Source organism: Halocella sp. SP3-1, from assembly GCF_003953885.1.
GTDB classification, from domain to species: Bacteria; Bacillota; Halanaerobiia; order Halanaerobiales; family DTU029; genus Iocasia; species Iocasia fonsfrigidae.
In genome coordinates, this window is sequence record NZ_CP032760.1 from 832,509 (window position 1) to 858,676 (window position 26,168).

Sequence of the window (26,168 nt, forward strand, 5' to 3'; positions counted from 1 at the left end):
ATGTCTGATAAATTATTGAGTGTCTGTTTGATTACAAAAGATGAGGCCCAGAATCTGGCTACTTGTTTAAAAAGTATCAAGAACCTGGCCGATGAAATCATAGTTGTTGATACAGGTTCTACTGATAATACAGTTGAAATAGCCCGCAAATTTGGGGCCAGGGTATATGTTTTTCCCTGGAATAATAATTTTTCAGCAGCAAGGAATTTTGCCCTTAAACAGGCAGAGGGATGCTGGGTTTTTATTATTGATGCTGATGAAGAGCTTAAAACAATTGCTAAAAAGGAATGGATGTCACTACTTAATGATCAGGGGAAAGAGGCTTATTTTGTACAGATATCTAATTATGAAGACAGGCAGAACAGTGTATCTCAACCGGCCTTAAGGCTTTTCAGGAATAAAAAGGATTATTATTATCAAGGCAGGATACATGAACAGGTTTTGCCCCAGATTTTGAAGAAAAACCCCTTTTCAAAAATAGGATATACTGATCTTTTAATAAACCACTACGGTTATACCAGTCAAATGGTTGAACAGAAAAAGAAAATAGAGAGAAATATAGGCATTTTACAGCTTGAGTTAAAACACAATCCTAAAAATCCTTTTATGCGTTTTAACCTGGGAAATGAATATTACCGTCAGGGTGAATATAAACTGGCAATCTGGCAGTACAGGGCTGTTCTTGAGTCTATTGATAAGCAATTTAGTTATTACCCTTATTTAATCTTTAAATTAGCTATAGCTTACTTAGCAGGGGGATATCATCTGGAATGTAGGAGGATATTACAGGATGGTTTAAAGGAATTCCCTGATTATACTGATCTTTATTATTTATTAGGTGAAGCCTATTTAAATACCGGGGATTTTGCAAAGGCTGTAGGGGTTTTCGAGAAATGTTTGGAACTGGGTGCTCCTCCTTCCCAGTATGTTTCAATAAATGGTGTAGGTACTGATAAAGCTGCCTATTACCTGGGAAAGTGTTATGAATACAACTTTAATATTGATAAAGCAATTGATTATTACCACTTAGCATTCACCCAAAACCCTACTAATAGCAGTATTTTGCAGGATTTATTAGATTTATATGTTAAGTACCACAGTGAAAAAGAAATGGAGAATTTCATTAGCACAAATAGGGCTTTTCTTAGGGGTAAGGCCCTGAATTTATTACTGAAAGGGATAGTGGATTATTATCCCGGTCTTGTTATTAAAATATATGAAGAGGGGTTTTGCAGTTCATTTGTGGAAAAAAACTATATTATTACCCAGGCTTACTGGAATAAGGGTGAATTGGATAAATTAGATGGTATTTTTAATAGTTTTTCACCTGATGATTATCAAATAAAGGAGTTAAGCATCTTATTATATCAATATTACTGGTACAGGGGTAACAGGGAAGGGATAGTGACTTTGATTGAAACACAGGGAGAACAGGCCTACTTTAATATTAAAGAAATAGATTATCTTTTTACTGGCCGGAAAAGTCTGGGGACTGTCAAGGACTCTACTTTGTTGGAAACCCTCTATCTCTTATTAAAAAATTACCTGACAATAGCTTATCAACCCGGAATTGATAAAATACTTGATATATACCAGGGTATAATATTATCTGATAGTATGAAGATGAAGCTGGGAAAACTCCTTTTTAGAAAGGGCTGTTGGAGGGAAGCAATAGATCAATTCCTGGGACTTAAAGATCAAAAACTGGATGAAGAATCACTAAGATATCTGGCTGTAATGGCTCTAGAAGGGGATGATATGCAGGCTGCTTTTGATTTTATGGAAAAAGCTTTAACTGATCAAGAAGCCAGTTTGATAAGCTGTTTAACTTACTTGAAGTTGTTATATATCAATATAATGGATTATTGTCAAAAATCGGCCGGGGTTTTCACTGATTATCCGTATTTTACGGAGATTGAAGAAGGGATTCAAAAGGGGGTTGACAGGATTGATACTTTCAATCTGTATGATAGTCAGGGATGAAGAAGATTACCTCCCTGACTGCCTGGATAGTATTGCTGAACTGGCAGATGAGTTAATAGTTGTTGATACAGGTTCTACTGATCAGACCTTAAACATTGCTGAGAGCTATGGAGCCCGGATATTTCAGATAGATTGGGAACATAATTTTGCTGTTGCCAGAAATTATTCCCTTGATAGAGCCAGTGGTGATTGGATATTTGTTCTTGATGCCGATGAACGCCTTCCTTTGAAATTCCACAGTCGGATCAGGGGGCTGCTGAAGAAGGGTTTAGAAAATAATATAGCGGGTTGGCTGGTCCAGATTAAAAACTACTATGGTAGTGTAAAATCTGGTGATTATGTACTTGATTCAGCCTGCCGTATTTTCCGAAACCAGATTGAATATCGTTACAGCTCTCCCTTACATGAGGAGATGTCCCAGGTCATTCAGGAGAATGATCCCGAAGCAGTAATACTAAAAACCGATATTTACTTAGAACACCTTGGATATTTAGACCAGCTAGTCAGTGGAAAAAGGAAGAGCAGGAGGAATACCCTGATCCTTGAAAAGGCTTTAAAAAAAGCACCGTGTGACCCTTTTTTTATCTATGCCTATGGAACAGAGTTGTTTCAACAGAATAATTATCAGGGGGCTCTACAATATTATAAAAAAATCACTGCCAATCTGGCAGAATTAAGTTTTGGAGCAGATTTATTATATAAAACAGTAACTGCCTTACTGCAGCAGGAAGAATATGCAAAGGGCATGAATTTACTTAAGAAAGGTCTTAAACTTTTTCCCGATTTTCAGGCATTGTGGTTTGTTAAAGGTGAATACCATCTTAGATGTAATGAATTCAAGAAGGCTATAGCTGCCTACCATAGCTGTCTACAGCTTAATAATAATAATAAATTTTTAGAAATAAATGGTCTGAGCTCCTTCAGGACTTATCATGCCCTGGCAAGGGTTTATGAGATGATGGGAGAAGATAGTAAGGCTATTGATTATTATTTACAGGCCTTAAGAGAAAATCCAGGGTATCAAGCAGTATTAAATGGGCTTAAAGGGGTATTAATCAAAATAAAGAAGAGGGCTATAGATTATTTAGATTTATCAAAGGTGGCTGAAAAATATGACCCTATTTATGACCTTTATAGGGAATGGCTAATGGATGGTGAGTTAAGTGAAAAAATTAAGTAAGGAATTCAAATTATTGAGTATGATGAGGGTTAAAAATGAAGAAGAGTGGTTAGAGGAATCTATTATTAGTCAACTTCCACTGGTTGATAAGCTTATTATTCTGGATGATGGTTCTACTGATCAAACCCCTGAAGTATGTAAGTCTTTTCCTCGCTTAGTTGAATATCACTATCAGAAAGAGAATATGCTGGATGAAGTTAGGGATAAGAACCGTTTATTAGCCTGGGCATTAAAACACCAACCTGACTGGATACTGGCACTGGATGGGGATGAGGTCTTAGAAGAACTGGCTGGAGAAACAATTATCAGAGAGATAAGCCTACTGGACCCGCTTGCTCCGCAATTTACTGTTTTTTATCTCCACTTTCTTTATATGTGGAATAAAAAAGACTATTATCGGATTGACCCCGGGATCTATAGTAATTTCTGGCAGCCTAGATTGTTTTCCCTGCATAAGCAGAATATAGGGCGTCTTTTATTTAAAAATACTGACCATGGTGGAAACTTTCACTGTGGTAGTATACCAGCTAATCTCAGATGGATTCCCCGTAAATTAGATGTCCGGGTAAAACACTATGGTTATTTTACTGCTGAACAGCGTCGGAGGAAATATGACTGGTATTGTCAGCATGATCCGCAAAAGGCCAAAACTGGTTATTATGAACACCTTATTTCAGAGGAAGGACTTATCTTAGCTAAATGGAAAGAGAGAAAGAGAAGCAGTTCAGCCAGTTTTGTTAAGGATACAGGCTATTACCAGTGTGGTAGGGAAGAAATTTTAAATTTAATCCCTGATAATAGTCAAAAAATATTAGAAATTGGTTGTGGCCATGGATTTTTAGGGAAAAAAATTAAAGAGAGATACCCGGACAGCCAGGTTATGGGGGTTGAGATTGATGAAATAGCTGCTAATGCCGCCAAAGATAGGCTTGACAGGGTGATAATTGCTGACATAGAAAAACTGATAAAACTGCCGGTTGAATATGCTTATTTTGATTGTATTGTACTAGGTGATGTCCTGGAACATTTAATAGACCCCTGGCAGGTCTTATTAAAATTGAGGAGGTATTTAAAAATATCAGGGGAGTTAATTATCAGCTTACCCAATGTTAGAAACATAGGGATAATCAATAAGTTATTACAGGGAAAGTGGCGTTATACCAATGCCGGAATACTTGATTCTACCCACCTTAGATTTTTTACTTTTAAGGAGATTAAAAGGATACTTAGGAAACTTGGTTTCAATATTAAGGCTGTTTATACAGTTGAAGGTGATAGTAGTGATTTAGTAATTCAGGGAAAGGAATCCTGGCAGGTGATAGGTGATAGTTTTGAATGGTCTCAACTTGATCAAAAGACTATTCAGGAACTCCATACAATTCAGTTTTTAATAAGGGCTGCTAGGGAAGAACCTTTAAGAGAAGCTGGAGAGAAAGGCTTAATATCAGTTATTATACCTGTTCGAAATAATAGAGAAATTACAGAGTTGTGTATTGATAGTCTTTTTAGTTATAACCAGGAACCCCTGGAAGTGATTATTATTGATAATGGTTCAGATGAACAGATGAGGAGTTATTTGTCTGGGCTGGAAGAGGAAGGGATAAAAGTTATTAATAATGAAAAGAATTATGGTTTTCCAGCAGCATGTAATCAGGGACTTAGGGTAAGCAGGGGTGAGTATATCCTCATTTTAAATAATGATGTTATTATGGGTGATAATTGCCTGGCTAATATGATGGCACATTTTGAGCGGGAAAGTAAGGCTGGAATAATAGCCCCCTGTTCAAATTATGTGGGCGGGAAACAGCAGCTTATTTTGAATTATAATAGTTTAGAGGAGTTTTACCAGGTATCTCGTGAATATTACTGGGAATATGAGGGTGAATATATGTTGAGTTATCGGCTGGCTGGGATTTGTCTACTGCTTAAAAGGGAAGTTATAGAAACAATTGGGGGATTTGATGAAATGTTTTCGCCAGGGAATTTTGAAGATGATGATTTTTGCCTACGTGCTGCAGTAGCCGGGTATAAAAATATCATTGCCCGGGATGTATATGTCCATCATTTTGGGAGTATGACTTTTAAAAAGGAAGGTTTAGATTATCAACAAATAATGAAAGAAAACTGGAATAAGTTTAAAGAGAAATGGAAAATACCCGGGGAAGTTACTGATAGACGTCAGCTTAATCTAGCTTTGATTGTTAGTAGTAATTGGGAAAAAGGGGATTACTATATTCCATTATAAAGGGGTGAAAAAAGTGGGCACAAACTTTTATTTAGAAACCTACCTCCATAGATTTACTTTTTATCATTATCTTGTGGAGTTAGTTAATATACCGGAAAGCAGTAACATTGTAAAGATTAAGGATATTAAGGCCAGTGTTTTGCAGCTGGAAGATGAAAAAGTAAATGAAAATAATTTTATAATTCAAGGTATTATTGAACTTGAAATAAGTTATGTGATTGCCAATGTTGTTAAGTTTTATAATACAAGGGTTAACTTTAATTTTCTTAAAGGGCTTAAGCAGTGCTATGGAGAGAAAGATGTTTGTTTTCCAGAAAACTGCAAATTATTAATTAAGGCAAGTTCAAGAGCAATTAAGAATAGTCTGCTACCTGCCAATCAAGTAGAGGTGAAAATTGCTATTGTCTTTCAAGGGTGTTTTAAGGTATTTCAGGACTGTAGTTCAATCTGGAAATGTGCAGACATAGAAGTTAATTGTGTGCCTGCTTTTGAGTCCCATAAAAAGGAAGACCTATCGGTAGGAAATATAGCGGAATTTACCCAGGCCTTTAATATTGCTCAAAAGGAGTTGATTACTTTTTTTGTTAAAAACAAAGGAGACTCACTGGTTTATGTTCAACTTGAAATAAGTCCCAATGGGGTTGACTGGATAGCAGATGCTTACGAGGTAGAGATTCCACCTGGTCAGGGTGAAGCACTTGTCCTGGCAACCTTTCTAAAATACACCCGTTTAAAATATTATTCATTAAATAGCAGCCTTATTGATATTTATCTACAGACACAGGGATAAATAATTGTAAATAAAGAAACGATTTATAAATGGCAGCAACAGCTCAGTGATGAGCCAATGTGAGGAAATCAAAGGGATTGTGGGGAAATACCAGCCCATATTTACAGCATAGTACCAAGAGCTCTATTAACAGATAATACAAAAATAAGGGAATTGTAAAAAAAGTTTGAATATTGCAGATGAATGTAGTATAATAGTACGTACAAGTAATATGATGCTTATTTGTATTTTGGATTCTGAGGTTGCACCGCAGGTACTCCGCATTTAAGTAAAGCATACGAGAACTGTCTAAGGTTGCACCACAGGTGCTATATTCTCGTTTGCTGTCGAGAGTTTATTAATACGCATGGTTGGGTTAGTAGCAGGTTGTTTGTTCTCTAATGATATAATACATAAATGTTATTCTGATAAGTTGAGGATTTATAGCTGTATTAAGTTATAGGATATTTTTTTAAATGATAATGTACGAACAATTAAAAGTAAATGTGGTTTAAAATGTAGTTATATTCTTTTTTATTTTCTAATATGTTTTAATAGACTGAGTTTATTGAGAGTTAATGAAGTAAGAGAAAGGGGGATAGATTAAAGGTTGCTTTATAATTATCTAAAAAGCAGGGCTTCTTATCGATTTAGTATAGGGTTTTATTTTGATGTAAAGGCTTATTTGCTTTTGGAGGAGTGGTAAGTTTGAGTAATAATTATCTTTTAGAAATGAAGGGTATTACAAAGAAATTCCCTGGTGTGCTGGCATTAGACAAGGCTAGTTTTAACTTGAGAAAAGGAGAGGTCCATGCTCTGATAGGTGAAAATGGGGCAGGAAAATCTACTCTGATCAAAATACTTTCAGGAGCTTATCAGATGGATGAGGGTGAAATAATTATTAATAATGAAAAGGTAAGTATACAAAACCCTGGAGAAGCTCAGGAACTTGGTATAAGTGTTATTTATCAGGAATTCAACCTGATTCCATATTTAACTGTTGCTGAGAATATATTTCTCGGTCGTGAGTCTATGAAAAACAGGTGTTTAATAGATACAAAAGATATTATTGATAATTCCAAAAAGATTTTAGATGACCTGGATTTAGGACTTGCTCCTGATAAGATTGTTAATGAACTTGGTGTGGCTAAACAGCAAATGGTTGAAGTGGCTAAAGCCTTATCAATGAATTCCCGTATAATTGTTATGGATGAGCCTACTGCAGCCCTGGGAGACCATGAGATTGAACAGTTGTTTAAGACAATAAAAGAGCTTAAAAAAAGAGGCATTTCAATAATTTATATTTCCCACCGTATTGAGGAGTTATGGGAAATAGTAGATAGGGTAACTGTGCTACGTGATGGCCAGTATATTGCAACTACAGATATTAAAGAAATAAATAAGGATAAGTTGATCAAGCAGATGGTTGGTAGGGATTTAACAGAACAGTTCCCGGTCAGAAAGTCTGCTGTTGGCCAAGAAATATTACGGGTAGATGGCTTGTCTCAAGAAGGATTATTAAAGGATATATCATTTAATTTAAAAAAGGGTGAGGTACTCGGCTTTGCCGGTCTAGTAGGTTCGGGTCGGACAGAATTAATGAGGTGTATATTTGGTGTAGATAAATATAATGATGGCAAGATATTTATAGATAATAAAGAGGTCTCGATAAACAATCCCAAGGCTGCAATAAGACAAGGTATCGGTTTTATCACCGAAGACCGTAAAAGCCAGGGGCTTATCCTGGTAAGGTCAATCAAAGAAAATATTACTATTACTGACTTGAATCAGGTAATAGATAATGGTTTTATTAATTATAAGGAAGAGCAGAAATTAACCGAAGATTTTATCAATAAGTTAAAGATTAAGACCCCTAGTATTGAACAGGAAGTAAGGTATTTAAGTGGTGGCAACCAGCAGAAAGTTGTGCTGGCCAAGTGGCTACTCCAGGAAGCCAAGATCCTTATTTTTGACGAACCGACCAGAGGGATAGATGTTGGGGCTAAAAAAGAGGTATATAATCTGATTAATAGCCTGGTCCAGAATGGTGTTGGTGTGATTATGGTTTCTTCAGAACTCCTGGAAGTAATGGGTATGAGTGATAGGATTTTAATTATGAGTCACGGTAGGATAACGGGTGAATTATCAGCCCCGGAAGCGACCCAGGAGAAAATATTAAATTATGCAACCAAGGAGTGAATTATTGATGGATAAATCTCTTAAAAAGGTAAGCAGTTCAATAGGAAAGGAATTAGGGGCCCTTACTGGTTTAATATTACTAGGTGTTATTATGTCTTTTAGTTCTCCTCACTTCCTTACTTTAACAAATTTGATGAATATCTTACGACAGTCATCATTAATCGGTATTGTTGCTGCTGGAATGACATTTATTATAATTACTGGAGGGATAGACCTTTCTGTTGGTTCTGTCCTGAGTTTATCAAGTTGTTTGACTGCTGGTATGATTGTAAACTATGGTTGGAATATCTGGTTGGCAATAATTTTAGGTTTATTAATTGGTGCACTATTTGGTTTGATTAATGGACTGTTAATTACCCAGATACCTCTACCACCGTTTATTGCTACCCTTGGTATTATGGGTGTGGCTAGAGGTCTGGCCTTTGTCTATACTGGGGGTGCCCCTATCTATACCTTTCCTGAATCATTTAAATATATTGGCCAGGGAATGATAGGTGTAATACCATTTCCGGCGATATTAATGCTGCTGGTATATTTAGTATTTTTTCTGATGCTTAAGCGAACTAAACTAGGGCGTTATAGTTATGCTATTGGTGGAAATGAAGAAGCGGCTATTTTGTCTGGTATATCTACCCGGCGTTATAAGGCAATGGTCTATGCTATGACAGGTTTTTTATCAGCACTGGCGGGTTTAGTACTGGCTGCCCGACTGGATGCTGCTACATCAGTTGCTGGTGACGGTTTTGAACTTGATGTAATAGCAGCTGTTGTTATTGGTGGTACCAGTTTAAGTGGTGGACAGGGTGGAGTAATTGGCTCGCTGATAGGTGCTTTAATCATGGGTGTAGTTAGAAATGGCCTGAATCTTTTATTGGTTTCTTCACACTGGCAGAGGGTAATATTGGGTTTAATTATACTTGCTGCTGTAACTGTTGATGTTTTACGCAAGAAAAGCAGTTCCAATAAGGGTTCATTATTTAGTTTTCTTAAGTAGTAATTAGTTTTATTTCGCGGAGGTGGTTTATGGATAAATAATCTAAATTAGAGTGAACTAAGAAAACTAAAATTTTAAAGGAGGAATTTAAGTGAAAAAACTATTTTTGTTGTCATTGATTTTGATAGTAGTTATTAGTGGGATGGTAATGGCTGCAGGAAAAAAAGAGGTGGCAATGATTTCACCTGCCCTGACAAGTACTTTTTATCTAGCGACTAATGCAGGGGCTACTGAGGTAGCAGAAGAATTAGGTTGGGATTTGTATAAGCTGGCACCTGATAGGGAAAGTAACTTTCAAAAACAGGTAAGTATGGTAGAGGATATGATTCAGAGGGAAGTTGATGCTATTGCCCTTTGTGCTATTAATGATAAAGCAGTAGTTTCTGCTGTAAAAAAGGCTAATGAAGCTGGTATTCCTGTTTTTGTATTTAATTCATTAACAGAACTGCCTGGAGGTAAGGTTGAGGCTTATGTTGGTTATGACCAGAGGGCTGGAGGACGCAAAGTGGGCCTGAAAGCAGTAGATTTACTTCATAGTAAGTACGGAGAATTAAAAGGTAAAATAGTTATTTTAGAGGGTGTTCCAGGATACCATACTACTGAAAGAAAAGGTGGTTTTATGGAAATCCTCGAAAAATTCCCGGAAATAGAAATTGCAGCTTCCCAACCGGCTGACTGGGAAAGAGAAAAAGGGATGAATGTAACCGAAAATCTTTTGCAGGCTATCCCGGATCTTGACCTGGTCTTTGGTTGTAGTGATGCAATGGCTCAGGGGGCTGCCCAGGCTGCCAGGTCTATGAATAAAGATATCTATACAATTGGTATTGATGGCAACCCTGATGCCATTGAAGATGTAAGTAAAGATAGGCTAACTGGTACCTTAGCTGTGTTCCCGACAGAAATGGGTAGAATAACTATCAGGGCAATTAAAGATTATTTTGATGGTAAAGATGTTCCTCAGTTTATTAAAACTCCTACAGAAATTGTTGATGAAGATAACTGGGATACTATAGAATAATATTTCAACTAAATAATATGAAAAATGGGAGCTGTTTTTTGGCTCCCATTTTTTATACTTGCTAGAGAATGTGTAATTTAATATAATAATAGATAACTAGGGACATTATATAGAACATAAGAATTATGGAGGGTAATATGTCAATAATAAGTTTTTTGAAATTAGTGGAGATTCAAACCAAGGTGGCTAGTCTGATACCATTTTTACTGGGGACTGTGTTTGCCCTTTATCGTTATGAACAATTTAATACTAAAAACTTTTTATTTATGTTTATTTCCCTATTGGCCTTTGATATGGCGGCAACAGCTATTAATAACTACTATGACTATAAAAATGCAGTCAAGAAATATGGATATAACTATGAACAGCATAATGCTATTAGCAGAGATGATCTTAGTGAACGTTCAGTAATAATTGTGGTAACAGTTTTACTAAATATTGCAATTCTGGCCGGGGTGTTTTTATTTGCTAACAGCGATTCTGTTGTACTTATACTGGGGGTTATTTCTTTTTTGGTAGGTATTTTTTATTCCTTTGGTCCGGTTCCAATTTCCAGGATGCCTCTGGGGGAGTTCTTTTCAGGCTTTTTCATGGGATTTATTATAGTTTTTATTGCCGTTTATATACATGTTTATGACCAGGGTATTATTAGTATTTTAGTTAATGAAGGTATTACCTGGATAGGTTTGGATTTTGAGGAAATCGTCTATCTTTTTCTGGTGTCTATACCGGCTGTAATGGGTATTGCTAATATTATGCTGGCCAATAATATCTGTGATATTGAAGATGATATAGAAAATAGACGTTATACCCTACCTGTTTATATCGGTAAAAAAGATGCCCTGATTTTGTTTAAATCCTTATATTATATAATATATTTTATTATTATAGTCTCTGTTTTCTTAAACATCTTGTCTCCTATAGTATTATTAACCTTATTAACTCTATTAGTGGTGGTCAAAAACATTAAATTGTTCTCACAAAAACAAAGTAAAGCAGATACCTTTGTACTGTCTGTAAAAAACTTTGTTTTGATTAACCTGGTTTATTTGTTAACTATTGGGGTATCAATTTTATTGTGATTAAATTATGCCAGTAAAAATAAAACCGGGTTAAAAAACCCGGTTTTACCTAATTTATTGTGGTACTCCAGTAAATAATTCTACATAGATATAGGCATTATCTTCTTGCTTGACACCTATGCCGATATGGGTAAAATTAGGATTAAGTATATTGCGGCGGTGACCACTTGATCTCATTAAGGCAGAATGTGCCCGGGAAACAGAGGTGTTTTTGGCTAGATTTTCTCCAGCATATTGATATTCAACATTAAACTGGTCTAACATATCAAAAGGGCTGCCGTAGGTTGGAGAGTTGTGGCTAAAGTAATTATTATCAACCATATCCTGGGCTTTTACTCTAGCTACCCGGTTAAGTTCGCCGCTTGCTTTCAGTACAGGAAGGTCATTTTTTCTCCTTTCCTGGTTCACCAAGTTAAGCAGCTGACTCTCCTGATTAGATGGTGGGTTGGCCTGGTTTCCATTATTAGCTTGTGTAGGTGGTGTTTGTGTATTGCCATTTCCCGATTGAGCTGGTTCTTGTGTTTGAGGTGTTTGATTATTTTGATTACCACCCCCAGGTGCTTGGATTTCATTGTTTGTTTGACCGTCTTTCACAACCGGGCTTGTCTGTGTTGAGTCTATACACCCTACCCGGTAGTCATCAAGGCGTACAATATACCAATCATCGATTTTTCCGAGGACTCTGACAACATCATTCTGGGAGAGTTTGCTTATTGTTCCGAATTGATTACTGGCACCTGCTTTTACAGGCAGACTACTGCTATTTACCCGGCAGTATTGTACATCAGCTGTTTGAAAGATAGAGGATTGGAGGGGTTCTACTGGCTGGCTCTGCTCCTGTTGACTGCATGAGACCAATGATATTGTCAGCAGTACAAAGAGTAAAAACTTGGCTTTTTTCATATTGAAACCTCCTATTTTTTTATTTAGGAATATTATTTGTCAGTTGCTTAAGAAATATTAGTAGTATTAAAGTTATTTACTTTAAAGTTCGAGGTTATTAAAGTATCAAAGGATTAGGGTTAATAGTTGATATTTAAGCCGATAACCGGCCTATTAAAGTATGCTTTGTTTAGGTGTTATAGATTAAAGTTTTCTTGTTAGTTAAGGAAACTCTAATTATGGTTTGCAGGATTGTGGATAACTTTAAAGACCGACCAGTATATTTACTTACCTTGTCGTGCACTATGGCGTCCTGCCTTCGTTTACTGTCGAGAAATTGTCTTCCGGCGTCCATGCCTCCAGACAATTTCTAGAGTCGTCCAGTAAATATATTGGTCTGGTTTATTATAATGAGTAGTTAACTTTGAGTGAAAAGTGGTTCTAAGAAAAAATTAATAATTAGTGATTTAGTCTGGGTGACGTAGCCATTTTGTTCAAAGTATAAAAAAATAGATAGATTAATTAAAAGATGATTTTTTGCTATAATATCTAATAGGTTTTTAAAAATATTAAGTTTTAAAGAAGGGGTTATCTTTAATGGATAAAAAGGATACAAGGGTGATAGTAGGAATGTCAGGAGGTGTTGATTCTTCAGTTGCTGCTATGCTTCTTAAAGAAGAGGGCTATGATGTTAAAGGTATTTTTATGAAAAACTGGGATGAGCCATCTGAGGAGGGTTATTGTACGGCTACTGAAGATTTTGAAGATGTTAAAAAGGTCTGTTATCAACTTGATATACCCTACTATACAGTAAACTTTGAAAAAGAATACTGGGAGAGGGTTTTTGAATATTTCTTGGATGAATATAAGAACGGTAGGACACCAAATCCAGATGTTATCTGTAATAAAGAGATTAAATTTAAAGCCTTCCTTAATTATGCCTTACAATTGGATGCTGATTATATTGCTACAGGACATTATGCTAAAGTAGAAGAGAAAGATGGGGTTTATCAGCTTTTGAGGGGTAAAGACCCAGGTAAGGATCAGAGTTATTTTCTCTGTACTCTGGGACAGCAGCAGTTAGCCAAAACACTTTTTCCAATTGGAGGTATAGTTAAAGATGAGGTAAGAGATATGGCAGCTTCAGCCGGCCTTAATACGGCTGAAAAAAAAGATAGCACAGGTATTTGTTTTATAGGTGAAAGAAACTTTAAAAACTTCTTACAGAATTACCTCCCTGCTCAACCTGGAAACATATGTACTATGACTGGGGATGTTATTGGCAGACATGATGGTTTAATGTATTATACAATAGGTCAGCGCCGTGGCCTGGGTATAGGTGGTGGCAGGGGTGATGGTTCAGGTGAACCATGGTATGTAGCTGCCAAAGACCTTAAAGAAAATATATTATATGTAGTACAGGGAGGGGACAACCCTGTTCTTTTCTCCAGGGGTTTAATAGCTACCGACTTGCACTGGGTTATGGGACAGCCCCCTGCTGATAGTTTTGCTTGTACGGCCAAATTTCGTTATAGACAGTCAGATAGAGGGGTGTATGTAGAATTACAGGATCAAAAATGCCGGGTAATTTTTAATCAACCCCAGAAAGCTATAACACCTGGACAATTTGTAGTATTTTACCGGGATGAATGTTGTCTGGGTGGAGGTATTATTGCTCAAGTAATTAAATGATCATTAGTTTAATTGACAAAAATAGTATTTAAGGGGGTTGAGAATAGTGGAGGATAGAATCTTAATAATAGAAGATGAAAAACAGATAGCCCGTTTTATGGAATTAGAACTAACACATGAAGGGTATCAGGTTGTAGTTGAATATAATGGCAAAGAAGGCCTGGTCAGCTGGCAGGAGGGCGATTTTAGTTTGATTATATTAGATATTATGTTACCGGGTTTAGATGGGATTGAGCTCTGTCAGAGGATACGCAGAGAATCTAATATCCCGATAATAATGGTTACTGCCAAAGATTCTACGTCAGATAAAGTCAAGGGGTTAGATATAGGTGCTGATGATTATCTAACAAAACCATTTGTCATTGAAGAATTATTAGCCCGTATCAGAGCCTTGCTGCGCAGGAATATTAATAGTAATGAAGCTGATAAAAGAGGCCTGCTCAAGGTCGATAATTTAGTAGTAGATCAGGTAAAATACAGGGTCAGTAGGGCTGAAGAGGTAATAGAGCTTACTAAAAAAGAGTATGATCTGCTGGTATATCTCTTAATAAATAAGGGTATGGTTCTTTCACGGGAGAAAATATTGAATGATGTCTGGGGATATGATTATGTAGGAGAAACAAATATAGTTGATGTTTATATCCGTTATTTGAGGAGTAAGATAGATGACCCCTATCAGGAGAAATTAATACAGACTGTACGTGGGGTTGGTTATGTTATCAAGGATGAGCAAGGATGATCAATCTTTTTGATTGGAAAAAAAAGATTTCTACCAAATTAACTATTATATATGCTGTAATGTTTATCCTGGTAATATTACTATTAAATGGAGCGGCCTATTTTGGTCTGCGTTATTTTATTATAAATAGTGCCCATAGTAACCTTGATAAGACAATGGAATTTATTTTAAATAGGATTAATAGTAGTTATGAGCTCTATGAAACAGACATTATAGAAGAGATAAGTCAGACAGAACAGAATATATATTTTCGAATCCTCTCTCCTCAGGAGAATATCCTGGGTCAGTCTACTTTACTTAAAGATCAGACGATTCCTCTGAAACCGGGATATAATAATTTGATTATTGATGACAGGCCTTTTATCTACCGGAGTAGTTTTATTCTTAAAAGAGGGAATTTTATAGGCTATCTTCAAGGTGTTAGAGAAATGACCCTGGAATACCGTTTTTTACGCGCTCTGTTGACAGTAATGATAGCAACCAGTATTGTGGGGATCTTAGGGGCAGTTCTTACTGGTTACATGATAACTAAAAAGACCTTGGAACCACTCAGCCGGATGACAAAAACAGTCAGGAATATCAGTTTTAATGACCTGGGAAAGAGACTGGAGCTTACTGGCCCAGAAGATGAGCTCTATCATCTGGCAGATACCTTTAATTCAATGTTGGACAGATTAGAGGATTCCTTTAAAAAACAACAGCAGTTTATTTCTGATGCCTCCCACGAATTGAGGACACCTATCTCTGTAATACGCGGTTATATAAATCTGCTGGACCGTTGGGGAAAGAATGAGGCGGAAGTCAGGGATGAAGCAATAGAGGCTATCAAAAATGAAGCTGGCAATATGCAGTCTCTGACAGAAGGTTTACTTTTTCTGGCCCGTAGTGATAGTGATCAGTTAGAAATAAAAAAGGATTATTTTCCCTGGAAGGAACTTATTGATGAGCTGCTAAAAGAGACAGAGATGATTAGTGAAGACCTGCTTATTGAATCTAATCGTACCCCAGAATTAGAGTTTTATGGTGATAGAAAATTGATTAAGCAGATGCTGAGGATTTTTATTGATAATAGTATTAAGTATACTCCAGCAGGGGGGGAGATAAGGATTAATTCAGTGTTAACCGGAGATGGGGTAAAAGTGTCGATTGCTGACACAGGTATAGGTATAGCTGAAGAGGATATACCCTATATCTTTGAACGTTTTTACAGGGCGGATAAGTCCAGGTCAGAAGAAAAGGGTCTTGGTCTGGGTTTATCTATAGCTAAATGGATTATAGAGGAGCACCAGGGAGAAGTAGTAATAAACAGCAAGCCTGGTCAGGGAACCAGTGTAGAGGTATTTCTCCCTAATAAGGCTGAGAATACCATATAATAACACGAAAGGCCAGCTACTTAAAGTAGCTGGCCCACAAAAAAGGAGGATAAAAAATGAAAAAAGTATTTATATTATCCCCTTATAAAACTTTGCTGGATTTAAATTTTCAATTCAGCACCTTTTCTTATAGCTTTATGTTCTTATAAGGGGTTATCTAGATTATACTAAAAAGATGATAATTTGTAAAGTAAAATCGAAAAAAAAATAAAGAAATAATATTCTTTATTTTTGGAAAAATCATTACTGGGTTGTTAATGCATTATATAAAGAGTTGAATATTAGAATTAAGGGCATCTTTTAAATAGTCCTGGGCTGTGATGATTTCTACCTCCGCTAGCAGTTCTTCTTTTTTGATCCCCATAACCTCAACTGAAAGTTGACATCCAAAAAACTCCACCCCATTATTACGGGCTTCCTGTAGGAAGTTTGACAAAAGAGGGGTATCATCATCTTCCATCATTTTTTCTAGCATTTTTTTCCCCAGTCCACTCATATTCATTCTGGAAAGAGGTAATTCTTCAGGTCCTTTTGGTGTTACCATACCAAACATTTTTTCATATTGTGTTTTGTCTTCCACAGAAAATTTTTTAGGATCTCTAATTAAGAAAAGACCCCAGAAGGCAAAAAATATAGTAGCGTCAAGTCCGATATCTTTAGCAGAGTTTGCCAGTATTAAAGCAGCTAATGCTTTATCATAATCACCACTAAACATTAGTATATTAATTTTGTGCAAATTATTGTTCCCTCCCTTTTAAATGATAGTATATGACTTATTTTTGATAAAAAACTTTGATTTTATTCATATATTAACTAAGTTGTTTAATTAATTAGCTATATTTTCTTAAATATTTATTCTTATCTTTACTTATATCATTAAGTATTTCTATTAATTTGTTTATTTCTTCATATGTGTTGTACATGCCGAAACTAATTCTTACTAAGCCAGGATGTAGTTCAGTATTATTAATATGTCTTTTGATTTCCCCCGGACTTATCTTCAGGATCTTTTGTATATAAGGTTGTGCACAAAAACAACCATTTCTGACTGCAATGCCTGCTTCGTGAGATAAACAACGAGCAAGTATATCATGTCTTATTCCTTTAATATTAAACGGTATAATGGCAACTTTAGGGATTTTTTTAGTGTTATATATCTTTAAATCAGGTATATTTTGTAATTGTTTAGCTGTATAATTACATAATTTTTCTTCATAGTTGCTAATCTTGTCTAAGCCAAATTTAGTTAAGGAATTAATTGCTTCCATTAGGGCTATAATGCCCATTATATTTGGGGTGCCGGCTTCTTCTTTGTGTGGGGGGAGATCCCAGTAAACATTATCCTGTGTTACAACTTTAACTGTACCACCACCAGAATATTCCGGGCTTCCATTTAGAAATGTTTCTTTAGGGGCGATAAGAACCCCTGTACCAAAGGGGGCATACATTTTATGAGCAGAAAATACTAAAAAGTCTATTTTCTCACTTTCATTAGCATGTTTCATATCAATTGGGCTGTGGGGAATAAGTTGAGCAGCATCGATTAATATTTTAGTATGATAGTGGTGTGCCAGGCCTGCTGCTTTATAAATAGGATTTTTATATCCGGTGACATTGGAGGCCCCAGTTAAAGTAATTAACCTTACTCTATCATTATATTTTATAAGTTTTGACTCCAGGTCAGCAAGTGATATAGAGCCATCATCAGTACTTTTAATATAATCTACGGTAAACCTGTTTCTCCAGGGTAAATCATTAGAGTGATGTTCCATTTCTGTAGTAAGAATAACATTTTTACCTTCACTATTGGATAAGCGGTATGATAATTTATTAATTGCTTCAGTAGTGTTTTTGCCGTAGACAACTGTGTGTGAAACAGGATTACCTTTAACAAAGTTTAATACTATTTTCCTGGAATCTTCATAGAATTCTGATGATAATAAAGATTTATAACCTTGACCACGGTGAATTGATGAATACCAGGGTGCAAAATCATTAAGGGTTTTAATGACTGAATATAATGGTGGTGTTGTAGCAGCATTATCAAAATTTATGTAGTTGGTTTGTTGCCCATTAGCTAATGGGACTTTAGTTTCTAAACCGAGAATATATTTACGGAAAGGAGAATTGCCTAAGGGCATAAATATCACCTCGCTCAGATATTTTATTCATTCGATGATAAATTTGTTAATATATTATCCAATAAAATCTTAAAAAAAAGGGTTTTTGCATTTATTAGTGAATATAATAAACAAGAAATAATAAAACGGTATTTTATTATATAAAATAAACAGACTAAATCTCCGATTAAATATTCATAAAATACGGAAAATAATATAATTAAACATAAATTATATCTTTTTCTGCTTTTTCTAATTATTATTTCATCTCTGTAAATAGTTGAGGAGTATGGTAGATTAGTGTTATAATAAAGCAGAATAGGAATATAAATTTGCAGAGGGATGGTAGTTTATGTTTAGAGATAAAGACCAGATTAAGCAAATTTTAAAAGATGTTCAGGCTAATAAATTGAGTATTGAGAATGCAATGGAGGATATTTATGACTGTGGTTATCATGATATAGGTATTGCTAAAATAGATCATAATCGTGATAGAAGAAGGGGATTCCCTGAGGTAGTTCTTGCTGAGGGAAAAACCAGTGAACAGGTAGTGAAGATTATGGAATCGCTGGCAGAATATCACTCCAATATACTGGCTACCAGGGCAGAACCAGAAACATATGAACTTGTTAAACAAATTATTCCCGAGGTAAAATATAATAAATTAGGGCGGGTAATAATCCTGGAGCGGAGACCACTGCCCAGAAAAGGCTCTGTTGTAGTCGTTTGTGCTGGTACATCAGACCTCCCTGTAGTAGAAGAAGCCTGCGAAACAGCCCTTATTATGGGAAACGAGGTTAAAAAGTTGAGGGATGTAGGGGTTGCCGGAGTACACCGTCTCCTGGACAATTTAGATATTTTGCATCAGGCCAGAGTAATCATTGTAGTAGCAGGTATGGATGGGGCTTTGCCCAGTGTTGTAGCTGGATTGGTGGATAAGCCTGTTATAGCTGTCCCAACTAGTGTGGGTTATGGTGCCAGTTTTAATGGTCTTGCCCCTTTATTAACCATGCTTAATAGTTGTGCTGCTGGAATAGGTGTGGTTAATATTGACAATGGTTTTGGAGCAGCTTATTTGGCTAATTCAATTAATAAAATGGGTATCTAGGGAGGTTGATTAGAAATGGAAGCCTATTTTGATATGTTCTCAGGCATAAGTGGCAACATGGTTCTTGGGGCATTATTTGATCTAGGATTAAAGCAGGAGGAATTTGAAGAGGAATTAAACAAGTTGGGTTTAAGTGATGAATATAATATAGAGATTAAGCAGGTAAAAAAGGAGGGGATAGGGGGTACATATGTTAATGTTGAGTTGTTAAAAAATCAGGCTCAACATCATCTGGAAGACGGGCATCACCATCATCACCATGGTAGAAATCTTAGTGAGATAGAGGGTATAATAGATAATAGTACATTAACTGAGGGTGTTAAAGAAAAATGCAAGTCTATTTTTAATAAACTGGCCGAGGCAGAGGCTGGAATACATGGGGTTGGTATTGATGAGATCCATTTCCATGAAGTGGGTGCAGTAGATGCTATTGTTGATATTGTAGGTTCTGTTATTGGCTTAGACTTATTGGGGATTAAAAAAATTTACGGCTCTAAAATAAATACTGGTCAGGGATTTGTTAAATGTGACCATGGTTTAATGCCGGTTCCTGCACCAGCTACCATGGAGTTGTTAACAGGGGTTCCTGTTTTTTCTACAGGTATTGAAAATGAACTGGTTACCCCAACTGGGGCAGCTATCATAACAACCCTGGCTGAGGAATTTGGAGTTCGCCCGGAAATGACTATTATAAATACAGGTTATGGGGCAGGTTATTATGATCTCTCAATACCTAATTTGTTGAGAATTAGTCTGGGGAAAACAAGCAAAAAAAAAAGCAGATTAAGATAGTAGAGACAAATATAGATGATATGAATCCTGAGATTTATGAATATATTATGGAAAAACTATTTTCAGCCGGGGCATTAGATGTCTATTATACACCTGTTCAGATGAAGAAAAATCGACCAGGGATTAAATTGAATGTTTTGCTTACAGCTGATATCTTAAATGAAGTCCTAAATATATTATTTACTGAAAGTAGTACACTGGGAATCAGGGTAATTAATGAGGTTTCACGTTATTCTCTTGACCGGGAGGTTATTAAGGTTAAAACCCCCTGGGGTTTAATAAGGGTTAAAGTGGCTTATTTGAATGATAACAGGGTTAATCTCTCCCCAGAATATGATGATTGCTATAATATTGCCTGCAAAAAAAATATTCCTTTAAAAAAAGTATATGACACAGTAAAAACTGAGTATTTCAGGCAGAATAAAGCCTAGTTGTTAATCAAATAAGTTTTAAAGGATCTTTTTTACTAAAAGATTCAAAAAAATATATAAGGATGGTGGGAAAATGAATATATTATTATTAGCTCCATTTGCCTCTCTGGCAGCTCTTTTATTTGCAGCATATTTATCATACTCTGTTATGAAAGAGAGTGAAGGCTCAGCAGAAATGGTAAAGATTGCTGAGGCTATCCGGCATGGGGCAAGGGCATATTTGAAAAGACAATATGCCGGAGTGGCAATTTTCTTTGCAGTTATGTTTGTAGTGTTGTTGGTTTTTGCCTTTATTGGTTATCTCAGTTATTTTGTTTCCTTTGCTTTCCTTACTGGTGGTTTCTTTTCTGCTTTATCAGGATATATTGGCATGACTATTGCTACTAATGCTAATGCGAGGACAGCTTTTGCTGCTAAAAAAAGCCTTAACCGTAGTTTGAAAATAGCCTTCTCCAGTGGGGCGGTCATGGGTTTAGCGGTAGTTGGTCTGGGTATGTTTCATCTGAGTTTCTGGTACTATTTCTTAGACTGGTTTTATCGTTTTTTACCTGAGGCTGAGAAGATACAAAAAATCACCTCGGCTATGCTTAATTTTGGAATGGGTGCCAGTTCTATGGCCCTATTTGCCCGTGTAGGTGGGGGTATATATACCAAAGCGGCTGATGTTGGCGCTGACCTGGTTGGTAAGGTAGAGGTTGGTATTCCAGAAGATGACCCCAGAAATCCGGCTGTTATTGCTGATAATGTTGGTGATAATGTTGGTGATGTAGCAGGCATGGGGGCTGATCTATATGAGTCATATATCGGCTCAATTGTCTCAACTACAGCCCTGGCTGTAGCTGCTGGCCTGGGTATAAGGGGTGTAGCTATTCCCTTTGTTGTAGCTGCTGTTGGTGTTCTGGCTTCAATTATTGGGACTTTTTTCGTTAAATCAGGGGAAGATGCAGATCAGGGTGTCTTATTAAAGGCCCTGCGCAAAGGGACATATGTAAGTTCTTTGTTGGTTGTTGTTGTCTCTTATTTTCTCATCAGGAATATACTTGGTGTTGAATATATTGGTGTCTTTTACGCTATGTTAAGTGGTTTGATTGCTGGTTTATTAATAGGCTTTTTCACAGAATATTTTACTTCAGACACATATTCGCCTACTCAGAAACTTTCTGCCACAGCCAATACTGGGCCTGCTACGGTGATAATTAGTGGTATTTCACTTGGTATGCTCTCTACTGCTCTGCCGGTTATTATAATTGGTATAGCAGTTCTGGCCAGCTTTTATCTGGCAGGTGGAGCAGAGAGTTTTAATATGGGATTATTTGGTGTAGGGATATCGGCAGTTGGTCTTTTAAGTACCCTGGGGATAACCCTGGCAACAGATGCCTATGGTCCAGTGGCAGATAATGCTGGGGGGATAGCAGAAATGTCTCACCAGGAATCAGAGGTCAGGGAACGTACAGATGCCCTTGATTCTCTGGGTAATACTACTGCTGCTACTGGTAAAGGTTTTGCAATTGGTTCTGCTGCCTTGACAGCCCTGGCCTTAATAGTTGCTTATAAGAATGAAGTTGAGCTTATAGCAGTTTCTGTCAGACCTGATTTTCATTTTTCCCTTAGTATACTAAACCCTAATGTCTTAATTGGTCTCTTTATTGGTGGTATGCTGGCCTTTATTTTTGCGGCTTTTACTATGGAGTCTGTTGGTAAGGCAGCTCAGGAGATTGTAACAGAGGTAAGAAGACAGTTTAAGGGAAATAAGGGGATCCTGGATGGGACTGTAGAGCCTGATTATGCCCGCTGTGTGGATATCTGCACCAGGGCTGCTCAGCGGGAAATGATTTTGCCTTCTTTGATGGCGATAATTGCCCCTATTCTTGTCGGAGTATTACTTGGTGTTAATGGGGTAGCAGGAATGCTGGCGGGTTCAACGGTAACAGGTTTTCTGCTAGCAGTAATGATGGCCAATTCAGGAGGGGCCTGGGATAATGCCAAGAAATATATTGAGGCAGGCAATCACGGAGGAAAGGGCTCTGACAGTCATAAAGCAGCTGTTGTTGGTGATACTGTGGGGGACCCCTTTAAAGATACTTCTGGGCCTTCAATAAATATCTTGATAAAATTACTCTGTATGGTATCTATTGTTTTTGCTTCTTTTGTTCTACAGAATTCAATTTTTTAAATAAAATACTATGATGAAAAGGGCCATCATGGCCCTTTTCTTGTTAGATAAGTGTACTATATGATTTAGAAATTGTGGATAACTTTAAAGACCGACAGATATATTTGTTTCCCTTATCGTACGCTACAGGTACTCCGTATTTAAGCAGAGCGCACAAGAACAGTTTGAGGTTGCGCTGCGGTGTTCTACCTCCGCTTACTGTCGAGAAATTCTCCTTCGGCGTCGTGCCTACGGATAATTTCTAGAGTCGTACAACAAATGTATCTGTCTGGTTAATAATTTATTGATTAACTATGTGTAATAAATAGTTTGAGTTAAGAAAGCTGATGTATTTGATTAAGTCTGGGTGGCGAAGCCACTTTGCCCAAACTATAGATTTTGTATCTATGTATACAGGAAATTGCTTGTTTGACATTAAGAAATAAGGCGTGGTATAATTCTTATAAATATTTAAATGGGGAAGGAGCATTTTTTAATGGAGAAGCTGAGTAGTAAGGCATTATTTTTGCTTGTGCTGGCCCTGATAGTTATTGCGGCGGTTTTTATATCTTTTCAGGGAAATGAAGAGGAACAACTAACGATTGGGATTATTCAGATTGTTGAACACCCTGCTTTAGATGCAGCGAGGGACGGCTTTGTTGATTATTTAAATGAGAATGGTTATGTTGTTGATGAAGATGTAGTCTATGATATGCAGAATGCCCAGGGGGATATGGCTAATGCAAATACTATTGCCCGTAAATTTAGTAATGATAAACCAGATATGATCCTGGCCATTGCAACACCTACTGCCCAGGCGGTGGCCAATGTTGTTAAAGATATACCGATTTTGATTACAGCAGTAACAGACCCTGTTGATGCAGGATTGGTTGAATCTGCAGAAAAACCAGGGGGTAATGTCACCGGGACAAATGATATGAATCCTATTGACCAGCAATTTGATTTAATTGTTGATTTTGTTCCTGAAGTAAAAAGGGTTGGAATTATTTATAATGCAGGTGAAAGTAATTCACTTGTACAGGTTGAACTGGCTAAAGATGTTGCTAAAGAATTAGGGATTGAACTGGTTGAAGCAACTGCTGATAATAGTGCAGCTGTCTTACAGGCTGCTCAGTCACTGGCTGACCGGGTAGACGCAATTTATGTACCAACTGATAATACTGTTGTGTCAGCTGTTGAATCTGTGGTTAAGGTAGCAGAAGATAATGATATACCTCTTATTACTGGTGAAGGCACAACAGTTAAGAGAGGTGCTTTAGCAACAGTAGGTATTGATTATTATGGTTTAGGTGAACAGACCGGGGCAATGGCCCTTAAAATATTGAAGGGTGAAGCTGAACCGGCTACAATGCCTATTGAAAGTCAGCGGGATGCCAAACTTATTATTAATAAAAAGGCTGCTGAGGCGATGGCTGTAACTATTCCTGATGAGTTATTAGATAAAGCTAACGAAATAATTGAATAATTGGATATGACAAGCCCCCATCTTCTAAAAGGGGATGGGGTTTTTATTGCCAAGGAACTAGATAGGAGTGGAATTAATGTCGTTTAATTTATTAATGGGAACCCTTGAACAAGGACTGGCTTATGGTCTTCTGGCTATGGGGGTCTATGTTACATTTAGAATACTGGATTTTCCTGACCTAACAGTTGAAGGGAGTTTTCCCCTGGGGGCAGCTGTAGCTGCTGTGTCAATTGTGTCAGGTGTTAATCCTTTTCTGGCTACTTTTTTTGCTTTTTTAGCTGGTTGTATAGCAGGGATAATTACCGGTATTATAAATACTAAGCTCAATATTGCTGGACTGCTTGCTGGTATACTCACCATGACTTCATTATACTCTATTAATTTAAGGATTATGGGTAAATCAAATATCCCGCTTTTAAGGGAACGTACGATTATAAGTATTCTAAGGGATTTTGGGATACCGGCTGGATATGTAGCACTTATTTCCTTCATAATTATTGTTTTTTTAATAAAAGGATTGATAGATTATTTTCTTTATACAGAGTTAGGTATGGCTGTCAGGGCAACAGGGGATAATTCTGTTATGATAGAAACACTGGGGGTTAATCCTGATACCATTAAGATTATGGGGCTGGCCCTGGCTAATGGTCTGGTTGCTTTATCTGGTTCACTTGTGGCCCAATACCAAGGGTTTACAGATATTGGCATGGGTATTGGTATGATTGTAATTGGACTGGCCTCTGTCATTATAGGTGAGGTTGTTATCCGTACCAGTAAAATACCCTTTGCTACTCTTGGTGTTATCTTAGGGTCTATTATATACCGGCTGGCAATTGCAGTAGCCCTACAACTGGGTTTTGCACCAACAGACCTAAAAGTAGTTACTGCTGTATTAGTAGTACTGGCACTTGGTGCTCCTTCATTAAGAAAAATAATGATTCAGGATGAGTTTGCCGAATATTTACTTGAAGGAGGTAGGCATGATGCTAAAACTAAGTAATTTGCATAAGGTTTTTAATTATGGTAAGGTGAATCAAAACTATGCTCTCAGAGGAATAGATATTACTGTACCTCGTGGGGATTTCCTTACAGTTATCGGTAGTAATGGGGCTGGCAAATCAACCCTTCTTAACATGGTAGCTGGAACCTACTTTCCAGAAATAGGTCAGGTAGAGATAAATGAACAAATTGTTACAGACTGGTCGGTCAGCAAAAGGGCCTTTCTAGTGGGTAGGGTTTTTCAGGATCCCTTAATGGGGACTGCTGCGGAGATGACTATTGAGGAGAACCTTTCTATGGCTACTTTGAGAGGAAAACGCAGGGGATTAAGACCTGGGCTTGATAAAACCTGCCGCCAGGAGTTTCGTGAGTTATTGAGTCTTCTTGGCCTGGGGTTGGAAAAGAGGTTGGAATACCCTGTAAAACTTTTGTCAGGTGGTCAGCGGCAGGCACTTACATTATTAATGGCTACTCTGGGTAACCCTGAGGTTCTTTTATTAGATGAACATACAGCTGCCTTAGATCCCAGTACTGCTATTCAGATTATGGAAATAACAGAAAAAATTGTTGAAAAGAAAAACCTTACTGTTTTAATGGTAACCCATGACCTTAAACAAGCCCTGGATATGGGTAACAGGACAATAATGATGGACGAGGGGCAGATTATTCTGGACATCAAAGGTGAGGAAAGGGCAGAGACAACTGTTGCTGGTCTACTGCAGAAGTTTAGTGAGCTTAGAGGGCATGAATTGACAGATGACAGGGTATTGTTGAATGACTAAAGGGTAAATTTTTGTAGTTTGCATTGTTGATAGATGTTCTTGTTAAAGATAATTATGTAATTTTGAAATTGTAGATAACCTTGAAGACCGACAAATATATTTGTTTCCCTTGCCGTTCAATACGGCGTCCTGCCTCCGTTTA

Annotated in this window: 19 protein-coding genes and 1 pseudogene; 17 read left to right on the forward strand and 3 right to left on the reverse strand. The window is 36.9% G+C overall.

Annotation, left to right across the window (positions count from 1 at the left end):
• The 8 genes from D7D81_RS03935 to menA all read left to right on the forward strand — a co-directional run bounded on the left by D7D81_RS03935 (position 1) and on the right by menA (position 11,470).
• Positions 1 to 1,983: a tetratricopeptide repeat-containing glycosyltransferase family 2 protein gene (locus D7D81_RS03935; protein WP_125987505.1), complete on the forward strand. Its 1,983-nt coding sequence runs from the start codon at positions 1 to 3 to the stop codon at positions 1,981 to 1,983.
• A complete protein-coding gene (locus D7D81_RS03940) occupies positions 1,940 to 3,163 on the forward strand; it encodes a tetratricopeptide repeat-containing glycosyltransferase family 2 protein (RefSeq protein ID WP_125987506.1) in 1,224 nt (407 codons plus the stop codon). The genes D7D81_RS03935 and D7D81_RS03940 overlap by 44 nt, the downstream gene beginning before the upstream one ends.
• Entirely contained in the window at positions 3,147 to 5,408 is a 2,262-nt protein-coding gene (locus tag D7D81_RS03945) for a glycosyltransferase (protein WP_125987508.1), read from the forward strand. The genes D7D81_RS03940 and D7D81_RS03945 overlap by 17 nt, the downstream gene beginning before the upstream one ends.
• Positions 5,409 to 5,421: 13 nt before the next feature.
• Complete coding sequence (locus tag D7D81_RS03950) at positions 5,422 to 6,198, forward strand: DUF6385 domain-containing protein (RefSeq protein ID WP_125987510.1); 777 nt, start codon at positions 5,422 to 5,424, stop codon at positions 6,196 to 6,198.
• A gap of 711 nt (positions 6,199 to 6,909) precedes the next feature.
• On the forward strand, positions 6,910 to 8,376 hold the full coding sequence (locus tag D7D81_RS03955) for a sugar ABC transporter ATP-binding protein (protein WP_125991897.1): 1,467 nt from the start codon (positions 6,910 to 6,912) through the stop codon (positions 8,374 to 8,376).
• Between the two features lie 7 nt (positions 8,377 to 8,383).
• Positions 8,384 to 9,370, forward strand: coding sequence for an ABC transporter permease (locus D7D81_RS03960; protein WP_125987512.1), 987 nt, complete (start codon positions 8,384 to 8,386; stop codon positions 9,368 to 9,370).
• A gap of 91 nt (positions 9,371 to 9,461) precedes the next feature.
• Positions 9,462 to 10,388 carry a sugar ABC transporter substrate-binding protein gene (locus D7D81_RS03965; protein WP_125987514.1) on the forward strand — a complete coding sequence of 309 codons (927 nt, stop codon included), beginning with the start codon at positions 9,462 to 9,464 and terminating at the stop codon, positions 10,386 to 10,388.
• Positions 10,389 to 10,525: 137 nt separating this feature from the next.
• Positions 10,526 to 11,470, forward strand: coding sequence for a 1,4-dihydroxy-2-naphthoate polyprenyltransferase (gene menA / locus D7D81_RS03970; RefSeq protein ID WP_125987515.1), 945 nt, complete (start codon positions 10,526 to 10,528; stop codon positions 11,468 to 11,470).
• 54 nt (positions 11,471 to 11,524) lie between these two features.
• Here the strand turns inward: menA and D7D81_RS03975 are convergent, their stop codons facing one another.
• Positions 11,525 to 12,373, reverse strand: a complete 849-nt coding sequence (locus D7D81_RS03975; protein ID WP_125987517.1) for a CAP domain-containing protein — start codon at positions 12,371 to 12,373, stop codon at positions 11,525 to 11,527.
• Between the two features lie 576 nt (positions 12,374 to 12,949).
• Here D7D81_RS03975 and mnmA point away from each other — a divergent pair.
• From mnmA to D7D81_RS03990, 3 genes are read left to right on the forward strand one after another with little or no spacing between them, the layout of a single operon-like run.
• A complete protein-coding gene (mnmA, locus tag D7D81_RS03980; RefSeq protein WP_125987519.1) occupies positions 12,950 to 14,044 on the forward strand; it encodes a tRNA 2-thiouridine(34) synthase MnmA in 1,095 nt (364 codons plus the stop codon).
• A 46-nt stretch (positions 14,045 to 14,090) separates the two neighbouring features.
• The gene (locus tag D7D81_RS03985; RefSeq protein ID WP_125987521.1) at positions 14,091 to 14,783 is read left to right on the forward strand and encodes a response regulator transcription factor; all 693 of its coding nucleotides are present in this window, start codon (positions 14,091 to 14,093) and stop codon (positions 14,781 to 14,783) included.
• A complete protein-coding gene (locus tag D7D81_RS03990; protein WP_125987523.1) occupies positions 14,780 to 16,156 on the forward strand; it encodes a sensor histidine kinase in 1,377 nt (458 codons plus the stop codon). The genes D7D81_RS03985 and D7D81_RS03990 overlap by 4 nt, the downstream gene beginning before the upstream one ends.
• Positions 16,157 to 16,418: 262 nt before the next feature.
• On the opposite strand, the gene D7D81_RS03995 is transcribed toward D7D81_RS03990, so the two are convergent.
• The gene (locus tag D7D81_RS03995) at positions 16,419 to 16,871 is read right to left on the reverse strand and encodes a DsrE/DsrF/DrsH-like family protein (protein ID WP_125991899.1); all 453 of its coding nucleotides are present in this window, start codon (positions 16,869 to 16,871) and stop codon (positions 16,419 to 16,421) included.
• A gap of 115 nt (positions 16,872 to 16,986) precedes the next feature.
• On the reverse strand, positions 16,987 to 18,297 hold the full coding sequence (locus tag D7D81_RS04000) for an aminotransferase class V-fold PLP-dependent enzyme (RefSeq protein ID WP_125987525.1): 1,311 nt from the start codon (positions 18,295 to 18,297) through the stop codon (positions 16,987 to 16,989).
• 331 nt (positions 18,298 to 18,628) lie between these two features.
• On the opposite strand from D7D81_RS04000, the gene larB reads away from it, so the two are divergent.
• The 6 genes and pseudogenes from larB (at position 18,629) to D7D81_RS04030 (ending at position 26,026) form a co-directional block, all read left to right on the forward strand.
• Complete coding sequence (gene larB / locus D7D81_RS04005) at positions 18,629 to 19,384, forward strand: nickel pincer cofactor biosynthesis protein LarB (RefSeq protein ID WP_125987527.1); 756 nt, start codon at positions 18,629 to 18,631, stop codon at positions 19,382 to 19,384.
• Between the two features lie 15 nt (positions 19,385 to 19,399).
• Positions 19,400 to 20,607, forward strand: a pseudogene (gene larC / locus D7D81_RS20025) (nickel pincer cofactor biosynthesis protein LarC).
• Between the two features lie 73 nt (positions 20,608 to 20,680).
• On the forward strand, positions 20,681 to 22,780 hold the full coding sequence (locus D7D81_RS04015; protein WP_125987529.1) for a sodium-translocating pyrophosphatase: 2,100 nt from the start codon (positions 20,681 to 20,683) through the stop codon (positions 22,778 to 22,780).
• Positions 22,781 to 23,255: 475 nt separating this feature from the next.
• Entirely contained in the window at positions 23,256 to 24,245 is a 990-nt protein-coding gene (locus D7D81_RS04020) for an ABC transporter substrate-binding protein (RefSeq protein WP_125987531.1), read from the forward strand.
• A 76-nt stretch (positions 24,246 to 24,321) separates the two neighbouring features.
• Complete coding sequence (locus tag D7D81_RS04025) at positions 24,322 to 25,245, forward strand: ABC transporter permease (protein WP_125987533.1); 924 nt, start codon at positions 24,322 to 24,324, stop codon at positions 25,243 to 25,245.
• Complete coding sequence (locus tag D7D81_RS04030) at positions 25,229 to 26,026, forward strand: ABC transporter ATP-binding protein (RefSeq protein WP_125991901.1); 798 nt, start codon at positions 25,229 to 25,231, stop codon at positions 26,024 to 26,026. The genes D7D81_RS04025 and D7D81_RS04030 overlap by 17 nt, the downstream gene beginning before the upstream one ends.
• Positions 26,027 to 26,168: the final 142 nt, after the last annotated feature.